Genomic DNA, 15,639 nt, shown 5'->3' with positions numbered 1-15,639 from the left:
CACCCTGCCCCGCCACGTAGGCTGGGGCCGAACCTCTTCCCGTACAGCAGCGGAGCACATTTCTCGTGAGTGGTCAGTCGCGTCGTCCCAGCAAGCCCTACCGCCGGCCCCAGAAGGACCCGGTCCGGATACTCGCCTTCGAGGCGCTGCGGGCCGTCGACGAGCGGGACGCGTACGCGAACCTGGTGCTGCCGCCGATGCTGCGCAAGGCACGCGAGAACGAGGACTTCGACGGGCGGGACGCGGCGCTGGCGACCGAGCTGGTGTACGGCACGCTGCGGCGGCAGGGCACGTACGACGCGATCGTCGCGCGCTGTGTGGACCGGCCGCTGCGGGAGGTGGACCCGCCGGTCCTGGACGTCCTGTCGCTCGGCGCGCACCAGCTCCTCGGCACCCGCATCCCGACGCACGCCGCGGTGAGCGCGACCGTCGAACTGGCGCGTGTGGTGCTGGGGGACGGGCGGGCGAAGTTCGTCAACGCGGTGCTGCGGAAGATCGCCGCGGATGACCTGGACGGGTGGCTGGAGCGGGTCGCGCCGGAGTACGACGACGACCCCGAGGAGCACCTGGGGATCGTGCACGCGCATCCGCGCTGGATCGTCTCGGCGCTCTGGGACGCCCTCGGCGGCGGGCGGGCCGGCATGGAGGACCTGCTGGAGGCCGACAACGAGCGGCCCGAGGTCACGCTGGTGGCCCGGCCGGGGCGGTCCACCACCGAGGAACTCGTCGAGGCCGTGGGGGCGGAGAGCGCCCTGCCGGGGCGCTGGTCCCCGTACGCGGTACGGCTCGCCGAGGGCGGTGAGCCCGGTGCCCTGGACGCGGTGCGCGAGGGCCGGGCGGGTGTGCAGGACGAGGGCAGTCAGCTCGTCGCGGCGGCGCTGGCCAACGCGCCCGTCGAAGGCGCCGACAGCCGGTGGCTGGACGGGTGTGCCGGGCCGGGCGGCAAGGCCGCGCTGCTGGGCGCGCTCGCCGCGCAGCGCGGTGCCCGGCTGCTCGCCTCCGAGAAGCAGCCGCACCGCGCGCGCCTGGTGGCGCGGTCGCTGGCGGGCAACCCCGGCCCGTACGAGGTCATCGCGGCCGACGGCACCCGCCCGCCGTGGCGGCCGGGCTCCTTCGACCGGGTGCTGATGGACGTCCCGTGCACCGGGCTCGGCGCGCTGCGCCGGCGGCCCGAGGCGCGCTGGCGGCGCCGCCCGGAGGACCTGGACGGCTTCGCGCCGCTACAGCGGGAACTGCTGCGGCAGGCGCTGGTGTCGGTGCGGGTCGGCGGTGTCGTCGGCTACGCGACCTGCTCGCCGCACCCGGCGGAGACGCGGGCCGTGGTGGAGGACGTCCTCAAGGGGCGGGCCGGCGCGGACGTGACGGCGGAGTGGATCGACGCGCGCCCGCTGATCCCGGGCGTGCCCGCGCTGGGCGACGGCCCGGACGTACAGCTCTGGCCGCATCTGCACGGTACGGACGCGATGTACCTGGCGCTGCTGCGGCGGACGGCGTAGCGCGCGGGTCCGCGCCCCGCCCCACCCGCTGAGGCGCGTCCGTGGCGGCAGGACATACTGGAGGTATGGCCTTGATCAACCCCAGCATCCTGTCCGCAGACTTCGCCCGGCTCGCCGAGGAGGCGAAGGCCGTCGAGGGCGCCGACTGGCTGCATGTCGATGTGATGGACAACCACTTCGTGCCGAACCTGACGCTGGGCGCTCCGGTCGTCGAGGCGCTGAGCAAGGCGACGGACACCCCGCTCGACCTGCACCTGATGATCGAGGACCCGGACCGCTGGGCGCCGCAGTACATCGAGGCGGGCGCCGGTTCGGTCACCTTCCACGCGGAGGCGGCAGCCGCGCCCGTACGCCTGGCGCGGGAGATCCGGGCCAAGGGCGCGCGGGCGTCGATGGCGCTGAAGCCGGCCACGCCGGTCGAGCCGTTCGAGGACCTGCTGCCCGAGCTGGACATGCTGCTGATCATGACGGTGGAGCCGGGCTTCGGCGGTCAGGCGTTCCTGGACATCATGCTGCCGAAGATCCGCCGGACCCGGGAGCTGATCGCGAAGCACGGGCTGGAGATGTGGCTCCAGGTGGACGGCGGGGTCTCGGCGGCCACGATCGAGCGGTGTGCGGAGGCCGGCGCGGACGTGTTCGTGGCGGGTTCGGCGGTCTACGGCGCGGACGACCCGGCGAAGGCGGTGCGCGATCTGCGCGCCCAGGCCGAGTCCGCGACGGCCGCGGCCGGCTGGGGCTGCGCCCACTGACTCAGAGGTGCCCGCGTGACAGCCGCGGGCACCGGCGCCGCACGGGGTGTGCGGGGAGCGTGCGCACGGATCCCCGCACGCCGGTGTTTCTTGGTGTTGCCGCTACCGAGCGTTCATGACGGCCGGGGCGGTGATGGTCCCCGACCACCTCGGGTTTCTGCAAGGATGAGCAAAGACTCGATCAGGTGCGCACAAGGGGAGAATCTCGTGGTTGCCAGCCGCCCGCAGTCCGCAATGGGCCCCGCCGAGCTGGTGCAGGCCGCGGCCATGGCCCGCCGCTTCTATCTGGAGGGCAAGTCCAAGATCCAGATTGCCGAGGAGTTCGGCGTCAGCCGCTTCAAGGTCGCCCGGGTGCTGGAGACGGCGCTGGAGCGTGACCTCGTACGGATCGAGATCCGGGTCCCGGCGGAGCTGGACGCCGAACGGTCCGACGCGTTGCGGGCCCGCTACGGCCTGCGGCACGCGGTCGTGGTCGAGTCGCCCGCCGACGTCACCGACGACGCCCCCGACCCGGAGAACCTCGGCGAGGTCGCGGCCGACCTGCTCGGCGAACTGGTCACCGAGGGCGATGTGCTGGGCCTGGCCTGGGGGCGGTCCACCATCCACATGGCGGCCGCGCTGCACCGCCTCCCGCCGTGCACGGTCGTCCAGCTCACCGGTGTGTACGACGCGGGCACCGCGGACCGCGGCTCGGTCGAGGCGGTACGCCGGGCGGCCGACGTCTCCGGCGGCGAGGCGCACCCGATCTACGCGCCGATGCTGCTGCCCGACTCGGCGACGGCCGCCGCGCTGCGCGGCCAGACCGGTATCGCCCGCGCGTTCGAGTACTTCGACAAGGTCACCGTCGCCTGCGTCTCCATCGGCTCCTGGGCGCCGGGCATCTCGACCGTCTACGACATGCTCTCGGAGCAGGAGCGGGAGCAGTACGCCTCGCTGGGCGCCGCCGCCGAGATGTCCGCACACCTCTTCGACTCGGAGGGCCGCCGCATCGGGCGGGACCTGGGCGAGCGGTGCATCACGGTCGAGGCGGACCGGCTGCGCCGGATCCCCGAGGTCGTGGCCATCGCGGGCGGCCGGCAGAAGGCGGCGGCGATCGGCGCGGTGCTGCGGTCCGGGCTGGTGACCAGCCTGGTCACGGACACGGCCGCCGCCGATCACCTGCTGCTGGAGACGGGTCCGGGCCCGCGTCCGGCGCTGGAGCGGGCGGACCCGGACGGGGCATGAGCCGCGGGCCGGTCGGCCGGGCGGTCCGGTACGGGCGCGCGTCGCCTTCCGGTGGTGGGCCGGTCCGGACGGGCCCCGGCCTCCGGCCGGCCACCGATGTGATCTTGTACGGGCGCGGGCGCGCACCCCGTGTACGGCTGTGACAGCATCGGCGCATGGTGATCCGCTCCGCTCCCCGCCCGGCCGTCGGCGTACTCGCCGCGCTGCTGGCCTGCCTGCTGCTGTTGGTGTCCGGCTGCTCCGGAGACGGTGGCGGAAAGGGGAGTGCCAAGTCCACGCACGGGGCGCCCTCGGCCGCCGCCACGCCGGGCTGGGCCCGGGGCATGACGACCGTACCGGCCGAGCGGCTGCCGGCGCAGGCCCGCGAGACACTGCGGCTGATCGACGCGCGTGGCCCGTTCCCGTACCCGAAGGACGGCACGGTCTTCGGCAACCACGAGCGGCTGCTGCCTCGGCAGAAGCGGGGCTACTACCACGAGTACACGGTCCGTACCCCGGGTGCGAAGGACCGGGGCGCGCGGCGGATCATCACGGGCGACAGCCACGAGACGTACTACACCGAAGACCACTACCGGACCTTCAAGGCGGTGCTCCGATGACGGCTCCCGCGCCCCGGCCGCTCGCGGCGGTGCTCGACGGCAGTACACCCCCCGGGGTCGTGCCCTGGCCGCACGACCGGCCCGTGCACGAAGCGCTGGACGCGGCGCGCGCGGCCGGTTGGCACGGCGCGCTGCTCGACCTCGAAGGGGTCACCGGCAAGGCGGAGTTCATGGACCGCTGCGCGCGGGCGCTGCGGCTGCCGGACTGGTTCGGCCGCAACTGGGACGCGCTCGCGGACTGCCTCGCCGACCTGTCGTGGTGCCCGGCGGACCGCGGCCGGGTGCTGGTGGTGTGCGGCTGGCAGCAGTACGCGGCGGCCGCGCCGGACGACTGGAGCATCGCGGAGGAGATCATCGCGGACGCGGTGGGCTGCTGGCGCGACACGGACACCGGGCTGGTCGTCGTGATGGCACGGGGCCGGGAGCCGGAGCCGCGGGCGACGTGACATACGGGGGTGGGGAACCGCGGGGCGGGTGGCTCGGCGGCGGGGCGAGGACGCGCCTGGTGGCGGGCGCGGCGGCGCTGCTGACCCTCGCGACGGGGCTCGGTGTGCGGGCGGGCGCGGCCCGCGTGGGGCTGGGGCCCGAAGTCGCCAAGTACGCGGGCGACGCGCTGTACACCGTGCTCGCGCAGGCGCTGGTCGTGCTGGCCGCGCCGCGCGTCCGGCCGCCGGTCGCCGCCGCCGCGGCCCTGGCCTTCAGCTCGGCGGTGGAGTTCGCGCAGCTCAGCGACGTACCGGCGGAGCTTTCCCGGCGCAGCGTGGTGGCCCGCCTGGTGCTCGGCTCGACCTTCAACGCGCCGGACCTGCTCTGGTACGCGGTGGGCGCCGCGTGCGCGTGCGCGGTGCACGGGTGGCTGCGGTCCCGGCGCCGCGCCGGCCCCGCCTGACACGTACCTCCTGCGGCGGTACCTCCTCCTGACGTGCCGTCGGTGCCTTCCCGCCCGGCGCGCCGCCGGGACCCGCAAGCGCCCCGCCGTTCCCCCGCGCTCCGGCGTGCCCGAGGTTTCACCCGCCCGCCGCCGGGCACCGAGGTGCGGCGGGAGGTGATGCGGTGGCCGAGGTGCTGCTTCTACTGGTGGCGTTGGCGCTCACCCTGGCCTGTGCCGTGTTCGTCGCGGCGGAGTTCTCGCTGACGACGGTCGAGCGCAGCGTGGTGGAGCGCGCGGTGGAGGAGGGGGAGCGGGGCGCCGAGGGGGTGCTGAGGGCCGTCCGCGCGCTCGCGTTCCAGTTGTCCGGCGCCCAGCTCGGCATCACCGTGACCTCGCTGGTCATCGGCATGCTCGCGGAACCGTCCCTGGCGGCGCTGCTGCGCGGTCCGCTCGCGGTGGCCGGGCTGCCCGGCACGGTGGCCCCGGGCGTCGCGTCCGCGCTCGGTGTGGTCGGGTCCACGGTGGTGCTGATGGTCGTCGGCGAACTGGTGCCGAAGAACTGGGCGATCTCCCGGCCGCTGGCCGTGGCCCGGCTCGTGGCCGGACCGCTGCGCGCCTTCAGTGCTGTCTTCGCGCCGTTCATCCGCCATCTGAACCGGTCCGCCAACCGGCTCGTACGCCGCTTCGGGCTGGAGCCCACCGAGGAGCTGGAGTCCTACCGCAGCCCCGCCGAGCTGGTCTCCCTGGCCCGCTACTCGGCGCGGGAAGGCGCGCTGCCGGCCGACTCGGCGGAGCTGTTCGTACGGACCCTGCACCTGAGCGAGCTGACCGCGCAGAACGTCATGACACCGCGGGTGGCCGTACGGGCCCTGGAGGCGCACGCCACGGCGGCCGACGCGGCCACGCTGACCCTGGCCACCGGGCTGTCCCGCTTCCCCGTGTACCGCGGCACCCTGGACGAGGTCGTCGGCACCGTGCACATCCGCGACGTCCTCGCCCTCGCCCCCGGGCAACGGGCCACCACCGGCGTCGCCGCACTGGCCACCGACCCCGTGCTGGTGCCCGAGTCGCTCCCCGTCGACCGGCTGCTGGACCGGCTGCGCACCGTCCGCACCATGGCCGTGGTGATCGACGAGTACGGCGGTACGGCCGGGATCGTCACCCTGGAGGACATCGTCGAGGAGATCGTCGGCGACGTACGGGACGAGCACGACCCGGTGGAGGGCCCGGACCTGCTGCGGACCGGGGCGCGGTGCTGGGAGGCGGACGGCGGGGTGCGCCTGGACGTGCTGGCCGGCATCGGCCTGGTCGCGCCCGAGGGGCCGTACGAGACGCTGGCCGGGTTGCTCGCCACCTGCCTGGGCCGGATTCCCGAGGACGGCGACGAGATGGGCGTGGCGGACGGCTGGCGGCTGACGGTGCTGGCGGCGCGCCGGCACCGGGCGGAGCGGGTACGGGTGACCGCGCCCGCCGGTTCGTCCTCGCCGGGCGCCCGGTCCGCCGGCGGGGGAGGGCAGCGGCCGTGACCGCCGTCCAACTCGCCGTCGCCGCGCTGACGTTGTTCAGCAACGCCTTCTTCGTCGGCGGCGAGTTCGCGATGATCTCCGTACGGCGCAGCCAGGTCGAACCGCGCGCCAAGGCCGGGCACCGGCGGGCCGAGCGGGTGCTGTGGGGACTGGAACACCTCTCCGAGCTGCTCGCCACCGCCCAACTGGGCGTCACCGCCTCCTCGCTGGTCCTCGGCGCGATGGCGGAACCGGCCATCGCGCACCTCGCCGAACCGGCCTTCGAGGCGCTGTACGTCCCGCACGGGCTGGTCCACCCGATCGCGTTCGTCCTGGCGCTGACCCTGGCCACGTACCTGCACATGCTCTTCGGCGAGATGGTGCCCAAGAACGTCGCCCTGGCCGCGCCGGAGCGCGCCGCGCTGCTGCTGGGACCGCCGCTGGTGGCCCTCACCCGCGCGCTGCGCCCCGTCGTCGTGAGCATCAACGCCCTCGCCAACGCCCTGCTGCGGCTGGCCAGGACCGAGCCCAGGAACGAGGTCGCCGCCGCCTTCACGGACCAGGAACTCGCCCGTATCGTCCAGGAGTCCCACCAGGCGGGCCTGCTCTCCGAAAGTGGCGGCGAGCGGCTGCGGGACGCGCTGGAACTCGGGCGGCGGCCCGTCGGCAAACTGCTCGTCCCGCCGGCGCGGATGGTCACCGTCGACCGGGACGTCACCCCCGACGAGCTGGAACGCATCGCGGCCCGCGCCGGTTTCTCCCGGCTGCCGGTCACCGGACCGGCCGGTACGGTCCTCGGCTACCTCCACATCAAGGACACCCTCGGCGTCACCGACCGGGACCGGCCGTTCCCCCGGGAGGCGCTGCGCCCGATGCCCCGGGTCGGCCCCGGGACCCCGCTGGACGACACCCTGTCCGCGATGCGGGCGGCCGGCACCCAGGTCGCCGCCGTCGGCGACGAGCAGGGCGCGGTGCTCGGCTTCGTCACCATGACCGACGTACTGGACGAGCTGGTGGGCCCGCCGGACCCGGACCGCCGCCGGAGCGCCGGCCGGGAGCCGTGAGCGGGCGGGCGGGGCCGCGCGTCAGTCGGACACCGCGGCGGAAGGCGAAGGGCGGCCGGCCGGGCCCCGCGGCCCACCGGGCGGCTCGGCGGCCGTACGGGTGACGGCGGGCGGGGTGTGGCCGCGGTGCTGCCGGGGCATGCTCGGCTCCAGCTCGACCAGGACGAGCGCGACGTCGTCGTCCTGGGCGCCGTGGGTGTGCCGGCACATCGTCGACAGCACCGCCTCGATCGCGTCGTTCAGATCGGGCAGTGAGCAGGCCGGCAGCAGGCCGGCCAGGTCGAGCATCGTGCCGTCGGGGTCGCGGGCCTCGGCGAGGCCGTCGGTGTAGAGGAGCAGCCGGTCGCCGGGGGCCAGCTCCACCTCCTGCACCCGCGGCAGCGGGAGCAGCCCGATGGGCGTGGTCGGCTCGGACGGAGTGAGCAGGACGGGCGGGCCGGCGGCGGGCAGGTGCAGGGGCGGGTGGTGGCCGCAGTTGACCAGCCGGAGCCGGCCGGGCGATATCTCGGCTATCACGGCGGTGATGAAGTCCTCGGGCCCGAGGTCGTCGATCAGCCGCCGGTCGACCTCCTCGGCCACCTCGGCGAGATGGCCGCGGGTGTAGGCGCAGTCGCGGAAGTGCCCTATGGCCGCGGCCGACAGGCGTACCGCCTCCAGGCCCTTGCCGCGTACGTCGCCGATCAGCACCCGCAGTCCGCTGGGGGTGTCGGCGAAGGCGTACAGATCGCCGCCGATGACGGCGCGGGGCGCGGCGGAGCGGTAGCGGGCACAGACCGAGGCCCCGCTGACCCGGAACGAGGTCGGCCGCAGGATGGCGCGCTGAGCCGCGGTCGCGACACCGGCGAGCTGGCTGTCCAGGGCGGCCTGCCGGTCGGAGGTCCAGGTCGCGTAGGCCGCGGCGGCGGCGAGCACGGTCAGGGACAGGAGCTGGTCGGTGCGGCCCAGGGTGTGCTCGTGTCCGGCGACGGCCACGCCCAGGAGCAGGGCGGTGAACGAGACCACGGCCGTGCACGCGCCTTCGAGTCTCGTCACCGCCACGAGTGGGCCCACCAGCAGCAGCCCGGCCAGGCTGACGTCGGGGCCCAGCGCCAGGTCGCAGGCCGCGACGGCGGCTCCGGCCAGGGCCGTGAGCAGCAGCAGGGCGCCTTGTCGGACTTCGCGCATGTCCTCCCCTTCCCCCACGGCCGGTGCGGCTCCGCCCGGCCCGGCCGGGCACCACCGTGCGTCGCGGTTACTGTACGTATCCATTTGCGAAGTGATCGCCCAGGCGCTCGGCGGCCCGGCGGTCGCGGCGGATCGCCACCCGAAGCGGCCTGTACACGGTTCTACCCACCTGCTGGCCAGCGAGAACCTCCCGTCCCGTCATATGGTCACATCGGCGTCGAACCGCAGGTGACCGGCCGTCCGAACCGTCGAAGACCAGTCAATCCCGTGACGGAGAGTGACGAAGTGGCGCTCCGTGAAAGATCGCGGCACGGTGTCCGGCGCCGTCCCGACGGGGGCGCGGGGGAGTGGTACGGGAACACCGGTTCGCCTCCGGGCGGACTCATCAGGGATGATGTCCTAGGAGCCGCATCCTGACCGGTGTCGGTTCGGAAGCTGACTCCCCACCCGCCCGAGCAGTGAACCCGCAGGTGAGAGAGCCAGTATGAAGTTTCTGAACGATGCCAAGCCGCCGTACGACCTGACGTACGACGATGTGTTCATGGTGCCCGGCCGCTCCGCGGTGGGCTCCCGTCAGGGCGTGGACCTGGCGGCCCCGGACGGCACCGGCACGACCATCCCGCTGGTGGTCGCCAACATGACCGCGATCGCCGGACGCCGGATGGCGGAGACCGTGGCCCGCCGCGGTGGCCTGGTCGTCATCCCGCAGGACATCCCGATCGAGGTCGTCGCCGAGGTCGTCGGCTGGGTCAAGCGCCGCCACCTGGTGCTGGACACGCCGATCGTGCTGTCCCCGGTCGCCACCGTCGCCGACGCCCTGTCGCTGCTGCCCAAGCGGGCGCACGGCGCCGGGATCGTCGTCGAGGGCGGCCGCCCCGTCGGTGTCGTCACCGAGCACGACCTGACCGGCGTGGACCGCTTCACCCAGGTCTCCGAGGTCATGTCCAAGGACCTGCTGGTCCTGGACGCGGACATCGACCCGCGCGAGGCCTTCAACCGCCTCGACGCCGCCAACCGCAAGCTGGCCCCGGCGGTCGACGCCGACGGCATGCTGGCGGGCATCCTGACCCGTAAGGGCGCCCTGCGCGCGACGCTCTACAAGCCCGCCACCGACGCCGACGGCAGGCTGCGCATCGCCGCCGCCGTGGGCATCAACGGCGACGTGGCCGGCAAGGCCAAGGCCCTGCTGGCGGCCGGTGTGGACGCGCTCGTCGTGGACACCGCGCACGGCCACCAGGAGTCGATGATCAGCGCGGTCAAGGCCGTGCGGGCGCTGGACCCGCAGGTGCCGATCGTGGCCGGCAACATCGTCGCCGCCGCGGGCGTGCGCGACCTGATCGAGGCCGGCGCGGACATCATCAAGGTCGGTGTGGGCCCGGGTGCCATGTGCACCACCCGCATGATGACCGGCGTGGGCCGCCCGCAGTTCTCCGCCGTCCTGGAGTGTGCCGCCGAGGCGAAGAAGCACGGCAAGCACGTCTGGGCGGACGGCGGCGTGCGCCACCCGCGCGACGTGGCGATGGCGCTGGCCGCCGGCGCGTCCAACGTCATGATCGGCTCGTGGTTCGCCGGTACGTACGAGTCGCCCGGCGACCTCCAGCACACCGCCGACGGCCGCCCGTACAAGGAGAGCTTCGGCATGGCCTCGGCGCGTGCGGTCCGCAACCGTACGAGTGAGGAGTCGGCGTACGACCGGGCGCGCAAGGGCCTGTTCGAGGAGGGCATCTCCACCTCGCGGATGTTCGTCGACCCGGCCCGTCCCGGCGTCGAGGACCTGATCGACTCGATCATCGCGGGCGTCCGCAGCTCCTGCACCTACGCGGGCGCGGCCTCCCTGGAGGAGTTCGCGGAGAAGGCCGTCGTCGGCGTGCAGAGTGCCGCGGGCTACGCGGAGGGCAAGCCGCTGCACGCGAGCTGGAGCTGATCGCCGCCCGTCAGGGCGATCGCCTGTACGGCCCCGTACCGAAACGTTTCGGTACGGGGCCGTACCGCGTGGGGGACGAGGTGGGCGAGAACGACCAACCGGTGAGATTTGTCGTTTGTGCGCAACGAACGGCCGTTATGGTCCCAGGCGCGCAACGAAAGTTCACGGTTGCGCAAGGATCCTGCATTACGGCAGCTCGCACGCGCCCCGTACAGTCATGCGCTGTACGTGGAGTGGCGGGGACCGTCTGCTCGGCGGTTCCCCCCTTTGCTGTCGTGGGTCGTTTCGGCGTACCCGCGCGTGGGGACCGCTGCCGGTCGTCCGCCACCTCGACCGGCAGCGATGAAGGAGCCACCCCTGTGTTGGAGCACGGCGCAGCCCCGCCCTCGGCGGGCAGCGATCCCCGGCCCCCCTCCCCCTCCGGGGACCTCGGCACCCGGCTGAAGCGGCGCAAGCCGGTCGAGCGGCTGGTGGCCGAGGGCGGCCAGGGAGAGGGCGGCACCCTGCGCCGCTCGCTGGGCATGTGGCAGCTCACCATGATCAGCATCGGGGCGACGCTGGGCACCGGCATCTTCGTCGTGCTCGGCGAGGCGGTGCCCAAGGCCGGCCCGGCCGTCATCATCTCGTTCGTCATCGCCGGCGTCACCGCCCTGTTCTCCGCGCTGTCCTACGCGGAGCTGGCGGGCTCCATCCCGGTCTCCGGCTCCTCGTACTCCTACGCCTACGCCACCCTCGGCGAGCTGGTCGCCTGGGTCTGCGGCTGGTGCCTGATCCTGGAGTACGGCGTCTCGGTCGCGGCGGTCGCCGTCGGCTGGGGCGAGTACCTCAACGAGCTGCTGTCCGGCACGATCGGCGTCACCCTGCCCGACGCGCTGTCCGCGCCGCCCGGTGACGGCGGGGTCTTCAACCTGCCGGCGCTGATCGTGGTGGTGCTGGCCATGGTCTTCCTGCTGGGCGGTGCCAAGGAGAGCGCCCGCGCCAACACGATTATGGTGACGGTCAAGATCCTCGCGCTGCTGCTGTTCTGCGGTGTCGCCGCGCAGGGCATCTCCTCCGGCAACTACGCCAACTTCATGCCGCTGGGCATCGCCGGTGTCAGCGGCGCCGGGGCCACCCTCTTCTTCTCGTACATCGGCTTCGACGCCGCCTCCACCGCGGGCGAGGAGGCCAAGAACCCGCAGCGCGACCTGCCGCGCGCGATCATGCTGTCGCTGATCATCGTCACCGCGCTGTACTGCCTGGTCGCGGCGGTCGCCGTGGGCGCCAGGCCCTGGCAGGGCTTCGAGGGCTCGGAGGCCGCGCTCGCCGGCATCATGACGGAGGTCACCGGCCAGTCCTTCTGGGCCGTGCTGCTGGCCGCCGGTGCCGTCATCGCCATCGCCAGCGTCGTCCTGACGGTGCTGTACGGGCAGACCCGCATCCTGTTCGCGATGTCCCGCGACGGCCTGGTGCCGAAGGTCTTCTCCAAGGTCCACGCGAAGTCCGGCGTGCCGCGCGCCAACACCGTGATCGTCTCGCTGTTCTGCGGCATCCTGGCCGCCGCCGTGCCGCTCGCCCAGCTCGCCGACGCCACCAGCATCGGCACGCTCTTCGCCTTCGCGCTGGTCAACATCGCGGTGATCGTGCTGCGCCGCACCAAGCCGGACCTGCCGCGCACCTTCCGTACGCCGCTGTCGCCGCTCTTCCCGGCGATCGGCTTCCTGCTGTGCCTGTACATGATGGGCAGCCTCGGCCCGGTCACCTGGGTGGTCTTCGGTGTCTGGATGGCCGTCGGGCTCGTGGTCTACTTCGTCTACGGCATCCGCCGCTCCCGATTGGCCACCGCAGAGAAGTGATCCACCCGCAGTGCGACAGATGAACGAACTCGACCAGCGCATCGTCCATGCCCTGGCGGAGGACGCCCGCCGCTCCTACGCCGACATCGGGGCGGAGGTCGGGCTCTCCGCCCCGGCGGTCAAACGCCGGGTGGACCGGCTGCGCGCCGAGGGCGCCATCACCGGGTTCACCGTACGGGTCGACCCGGCGGCGCTGGGCTGGGAGACCGAGGGGTTCATCGAGCTGTTCTGCCGCCGCAACACCTCGCCGGACTCCATCCACCGGGGCCTGTCGCGCTATCCGGAAGTGGCGTCCGCCTCCACCGTCACCGGTGAGGCGGACGCCATCGTCCAGGTCTTCGCCTCCGACATGCGGCACTTCGAACGGGTGCTGGAACGTATCGCCGGCGAACCGTTCGTGGAACGCACCAAGTCGGTGCTGGTCCTCTCCCCGCTCCTGCGCCGCTTCAGCTCGGGGTCACCGGGCTGAGGCGGGGCGCGGTCCGGGGCCCGCGACGGGCCCCCGCGGTCAGACGCTCAGCAGGGCGAGCACGCCGCCCAGGGCGAGGAGTCCGCAGACGCCGAGGTTGACGAGCTTGTAGGAGAGGAAGACCGCGGCGAACTCGCGGATGGTGGCGCTCGGCCAGAAATAGGCGGCGGTGGGAGCGCCGACGACCTGGCCGTTGACGCCGGCGCGACGGGCCAGCAGGGCGGCGCGCAGGACGTGGTAGTTGTTCGTGACGATCACGCACCGGTGGTCCGGCACCGCCTGTTCCATGAGCTTCTTGCTGAACGCCAGGTTCTCCTCCGTGGTCCTGGACTGCTCCTCGCACAGGATCCGGTCCTCGGGGAAGCCGCGCTCGATCAGATAGGCGGCCATCGCCCGGGCTTCGGGAAGCTGTTCGTCGGGGCCCTGGCCGCCCGAGGTGAGCAGCACCGGCGGGTTGCCGCGCCGCGCCTGGCGCTCGTACACCGCGCGGGCCCGCTCCAGCCGGCTCGCCAGCAGCGGCGGTACGCGCGTGCCGCCGATCAGCCCGGAGCCCAGGACCACCACGAAGTCGGCGTCGCGGCGCACCCGCAGCCGCCCGTAGAGGAACGCGTAACCGACGAAGCACAGGAAGAGGAAGGACACATAGCCGACGATCAGCAGCGTGGTGCCGGCGAGCGCCACCAGGGTGCGTGACGCGGTGCCGACAGCCGTGATCAGCAGTGCGATGACCGCGAAGATCCCGAGTCCGGCCAGCAGCGACAGCAGGTTCGCCAGGCTCCGGCCCTCCTTGCGGACCATCTTCACGCCGTTGAGGATCAGGAAGACGCCGAGGACGAGAACCCCGAGCGAGGGCAGCAGGAGGACGAGCACGGTGACCGCCACGGCGGCCACCGCGGGCATCCGCTGCACCTGGATGAGGAGGGCCGGGACCAGGAAGACGACGGTCAGGCCCAGATAGACGGCGTTGCTGAAGCGGCGCCGGTCGCGCAGCACACCGAAGGCGAACAGGACGAAGAACAGGGCCGGTAGGGCGTACGCGAGCATGAGCACATCGTAGACAGGGCGATCATGTGTTCGGTGCCGTTTGCGTCATGGACCGGACCATGAAAGGGGGGAGGGCGGTGGCGCGCCGCCTCGGTTCACGGGCTCGTCCCACGGGGTGACGGTGAAGTCACCGCGCTCCGCCGTCTCGAACGGCGCCGAACCGACGCGCGCGGGCAGGTCCTTGGTGGACGCCGGGCCCGGATGGCGGCCCAACTGTAACCCAGCCGGTCGGGGCCGCCCCGGCCGTGGACGGCCCCGGCGTCGTGGACGCCGCGGGTGTCGCGGACGTCGTGGACGGAGAACCCCATCCGCTGGGCCGGACGCGTGGGCCGGAGGCTCGGCGAGCGCCGGGCCGACCGCCGAGGCGGCGAGGACGCGAAGGCGTCTGCGTGTGGTGCTCCGGGCGCGGATGCGGGTGCTGTCGGCGGTATTGAAGCGGACAAAACGGCTCATGGTGGATCTCTCCCCCCACTGGAGCCGCGGTCGTTCGCCCGGCCTCCTCGGGCGCGTCGAACGATGCCGTCCGGCCGCGCGCACCACATCGGGCCGGCGGGCGATCCCCGCTCCGCCGTGCGGGGGGCCGCGGTGCGGCCGGGGGAGGGCCCGGGCCCGCCCGGAGGACGTACCACCGTGGCCGCACGGTGACCCGCACCACCTGCCGCCCCACACGGCGCAACGAATCGCCGTCCAGGCCGTACAACACGCAACGAAATGCCCGGCTGCACGCAAGGGTGACGCCTTGTACGGGCGGTCCGGCGAACCGTACCGTCTAGGCGTCCCGCCGATCGCCGGGCCGCCGCCAGTGCCCGGGCCGCCCGGCCGATCCGTCCGAACGTGTCCTCCGAGGGGTCCCATGTCGTCGCTGCGCACCGCCCTGCTCCAGAGTTCGGGACGGCCCGGCGACGTCGCGCACAACCTGCGCGCCATCGAGGACGCGGCGCGCGAGGCGGCGGCGGGCGGTGCCGGGCTGCTGGTCTGCCCGGAGCTGTTCCTGACCGGTTACGCCATCGGTGAGGACCTGCACCGGCTCGCCGAGCCCGCCGACGGCCCGGCCGCGCGGACGGTGGCCCGAATAGCCGCCGAGCACGGCATCGCGGTGCTGTACGGCTACCCCGAGCGCGACGGCGCGGCGGTGTACAACACGGTGCAGCTCATCGGCCCCGAGGGGCGTAGCATGGTGAACTACCGTAAAACGCATCTTTTTGGCTGTTTCGAGCGCGAGTGGTTCACCCCCGGGGACACTCCGGTCGTCCAGGCCGAACTGGGCGGTCTGCGCCTCGGCTTGATGATCTGCTACGACGTGGAGTTCCCGGAGAACGTCCGCGCCCACGCGCTGGCCGGTACCGACCTGCTGCTGGTGCCCACCGCCCAGCTCCACCCCTTCCAGTTCGTCGCCGAGTCGCTCGTGCCGGTACGGGCCTTCGAGAGTCAGCTCTACATCGCCTACGTCAACCGGGTCGGCCCCGAGGGCGATTTCGAGTTCGTCGGTCTGAGCTGTCTGGCCGGTCCGGACGGCACCGTGCGCGCCCGCGCCGGACGCGGCGAGGAGCTGGTGTTCGGCGACGTCGACGCCGGTCTGCTCAAGCGCTCGCGCGAGGACAACCCGTACCTCGCCGACCGGCGCCCCGGCCTCTACAACTCGCTCACCTGACACCGGCCCTGAAACCACTTCCGGCACCGGCCTGAAGGACCCCG

General features: G+C 73.3%; 14 protein-coding genes. 12 read left to right on the top strand and 2 right to left on the bottom strand.

Translation table 11 applies throughout. The features are described from left to right. Nucleotides 1-65 precede the first annotated feature (65 nt). From ACH4EB_RS11475 to ACH4EB_RS11440, 8 genes are all read left to right on the top strand, one after another. Nucleotides 66-1,496: an RsmB/NOP family class I SAM-dependent RNA methyltransferase gene (locus tag ACH4EB_RS11475; protein ID WP_398347202.1), complete on the top strand. Its 1,431-nt coding sequence runs from the start codon at nt 66-68 to the stop codon at nt 1,494-1,496. A 65-nt stretch (nt 1,497-1,561) separates the two neighbouring features. Further along, on the top strand, nt 1,562-2,245 hold the full coding sequence (rpe, locus tag ACH4EB_RS11470; RefSeq protein WP_398347201.1) for a ribulose-phosphate 3-epimerase: 684 nt from the start codon (nt 1,562-1,564) through the stop codon (nt 2,243-2,245). 234 nt (nt 2,246-2,479) lie between these two features. Beyond that, nucleotides 2,480-3,469 (top strand): sugar-binding transcriptional regulator, encoded by a 990-nt coding sequence (locus tag ACH4EB_RS11465; RefSeq protein WP_398347607.1) that lies wholly within the window; start codon nt 2,480-2,482, stop codon nt 3,467-3,469. A gap of 155 nt (nt 3,470-3,624) precedes the next feature. After that, nucleotides 3,625-4,068, top strand: coding sequence for a ribonuclease domain-containing protein (locus ACH4EB_RS11460; protein ID WP_398347200.1), 444 nt, complete (start codon nt 3,625-3,627; stop codon nt 4,066-4,068). Continuing rightward, on the top strand, nt 4,065-4,514 hold the full coding sequence (locus ACH4EB_RS11455; RefSeq protein WP_398347199.1) for a barstar family protein: 450 nt from the start codon (nt 4,065-4,067) through the stop codon (nt 4,512-4,514). The genes ACH4EB_RS11460 and ACH4EB_RS11455 overlap by 4 nt, the downstream gene beginning before the upstream one ends. A 59-nt stretch (nt 4,515-4,573) precedes the next feature. Then, entirely contained in the window at nt 4,574-4,957 is a 384-nt protein-coding gene (locus ACH4EB_RS11450; RefSeq protein ID WP_398347198.1) for a DUF2809 domain-containing protein, read from the top strand. A 164-nt stretch (nt 4,958-5,121) separates the two neighbouring features. Continuing rightward, complete coding sequence (locus ACH4EB_RS11445) at nt 5,122-6,465, top strand: hemolysin family protein (protein ID WP_398347197.1); 1,344 nt, start codon at nt 5,122-5,124, stop codon at nt 6,463-6,465. Next, the gene (locus tag ACH4EB_RS11440) at nt 6,462-7,508 is read left to right on the top strand and encodes a hemolysin family protein (RefSeq protein WP_398347196.1); all 1,047 of its coding nucleotides are present in this window, start codon (nt 6,462-6,464) and stop codon (nt 7,506-7,508) included. The genes ACH4EB_RS11445 and ACH4EB_RS11440 overlap by 4 nt, the downstream gene beginning before the upstream one ends. Nucleotides 7,509-7,529: 21 nt before the next feature. On the opposite strand, the gene ACH4EB_RS11435 is transcribed toward ACH4EB_RS11440, so the two are convergent. Next, on the bottom strand, nt 7,530-8,672 hold the full coding sequence (locus tag ACH4EB_RS11435; protein WP_398347195.1) for a PP2C family protein-serine/threonine phosphatase: 1,143 nt from the start codon (nt 8,670-8,672) through the stop codon (nt 7,530-7,532). 484 nt (nt 8,673-9,156) lie between these two features. Between ACH4EB_RS11435 and ACH4EB_RS11430 the strand changes: the two genes are divergently transcribed. The 3 genes from ACH4EB_RS11430 to ACH4EB_RS11420 all read left to right on the top strand — a co-directional run bounded on the left by ACH4EB_RS11430 (nt 9,157) and on the right by ACH4EB_RS11420 (nt 12,900). Next, the gene (locus ACH4EB_RS11430) at nt 9,157-10,596 is read left to right on the top strand and encodes a GuaB1 family IMP dehydrogenase-related protein (protein WP_398347194.1); all 1,440 of its coding nucleotides are present in this window, start codon (nt 9,157-9,159) and stop codon (nt 10,594-10,596) included. A 359-nt stretch (nt 10,597-10,955) separates the two neighbouring features. Beyond that, entirely contained in the window at nt 10,956-12,431 is a 1,476-nt protein-coding gene (locus tag ACH4EB_RS11425; protein WP_398347193.1) for an amino acid permease, read from the top strand. A gap of 19 nt (nt 12,432-12,450) precedes the next feature. Next, nucleotides 12,451-12,900 carry an Lrp/AsnC family transcriptional regulator gene (locus ACH4EB_RS11420; protein ID WP_030017398.1) on the top strand — a complete coding sequence of 150 codons (450 nt, stop codon included), beginning with the start codon at nt 12,451-12,453 and terminating at the stop codon, nt 12,898-12,900. 39 nt (nt 12,901-12,939) lie between these two features. Here the strand turns inward: ACH4EB_RS11420 and ACH4EB_RS11415 are convergent, their stop codons facing one another. Beyond that, nucleotides 12,940-13,944: a YdcF family protein gene (locus ACH4EB_RS11415; RefSeq protein ID WP_398347192.1), complete on the bottom strand. Its 1,005-nt coding sequence runs from the start codon at nt 13,942-13,944 to the stop codon at nt 12,940-12,942. 853 nt (nt 13,945-14,797) lie between these two features. Between ACH4EB_RS11415 and ACH4EB_RS11410 the strand changes: the two genes are divergently transcribed. Next, nucleotides 14,798-15,595: a carbon-nitrogen hydrolase family protein gene (locus ACH4EB_RS11410; protein WP_398347191.1), complete on the top strand. Its 798-nt coding sequence runs from the start codon at nt 14,798-14,800 to the stop codon at nt 15,593-15,595. The last annotated feature ends 44 nt before the right edge of the window (nt 15,596-15,639 follow it).

Origin of the sequence: Streptomyces sp. NPDC018045 (assembly GCF_044327445.1) — a bacterium.
Lineage (GTDB): Bacteria > Actinomycetota > Actinomycetes > Streptomycetales > Streptomycetaceae > Streptomyces.
Note: the sequence above shows the minus strand (reverse complement) of the source record. Positions and strands in the feature narration are given on the sequence as shown.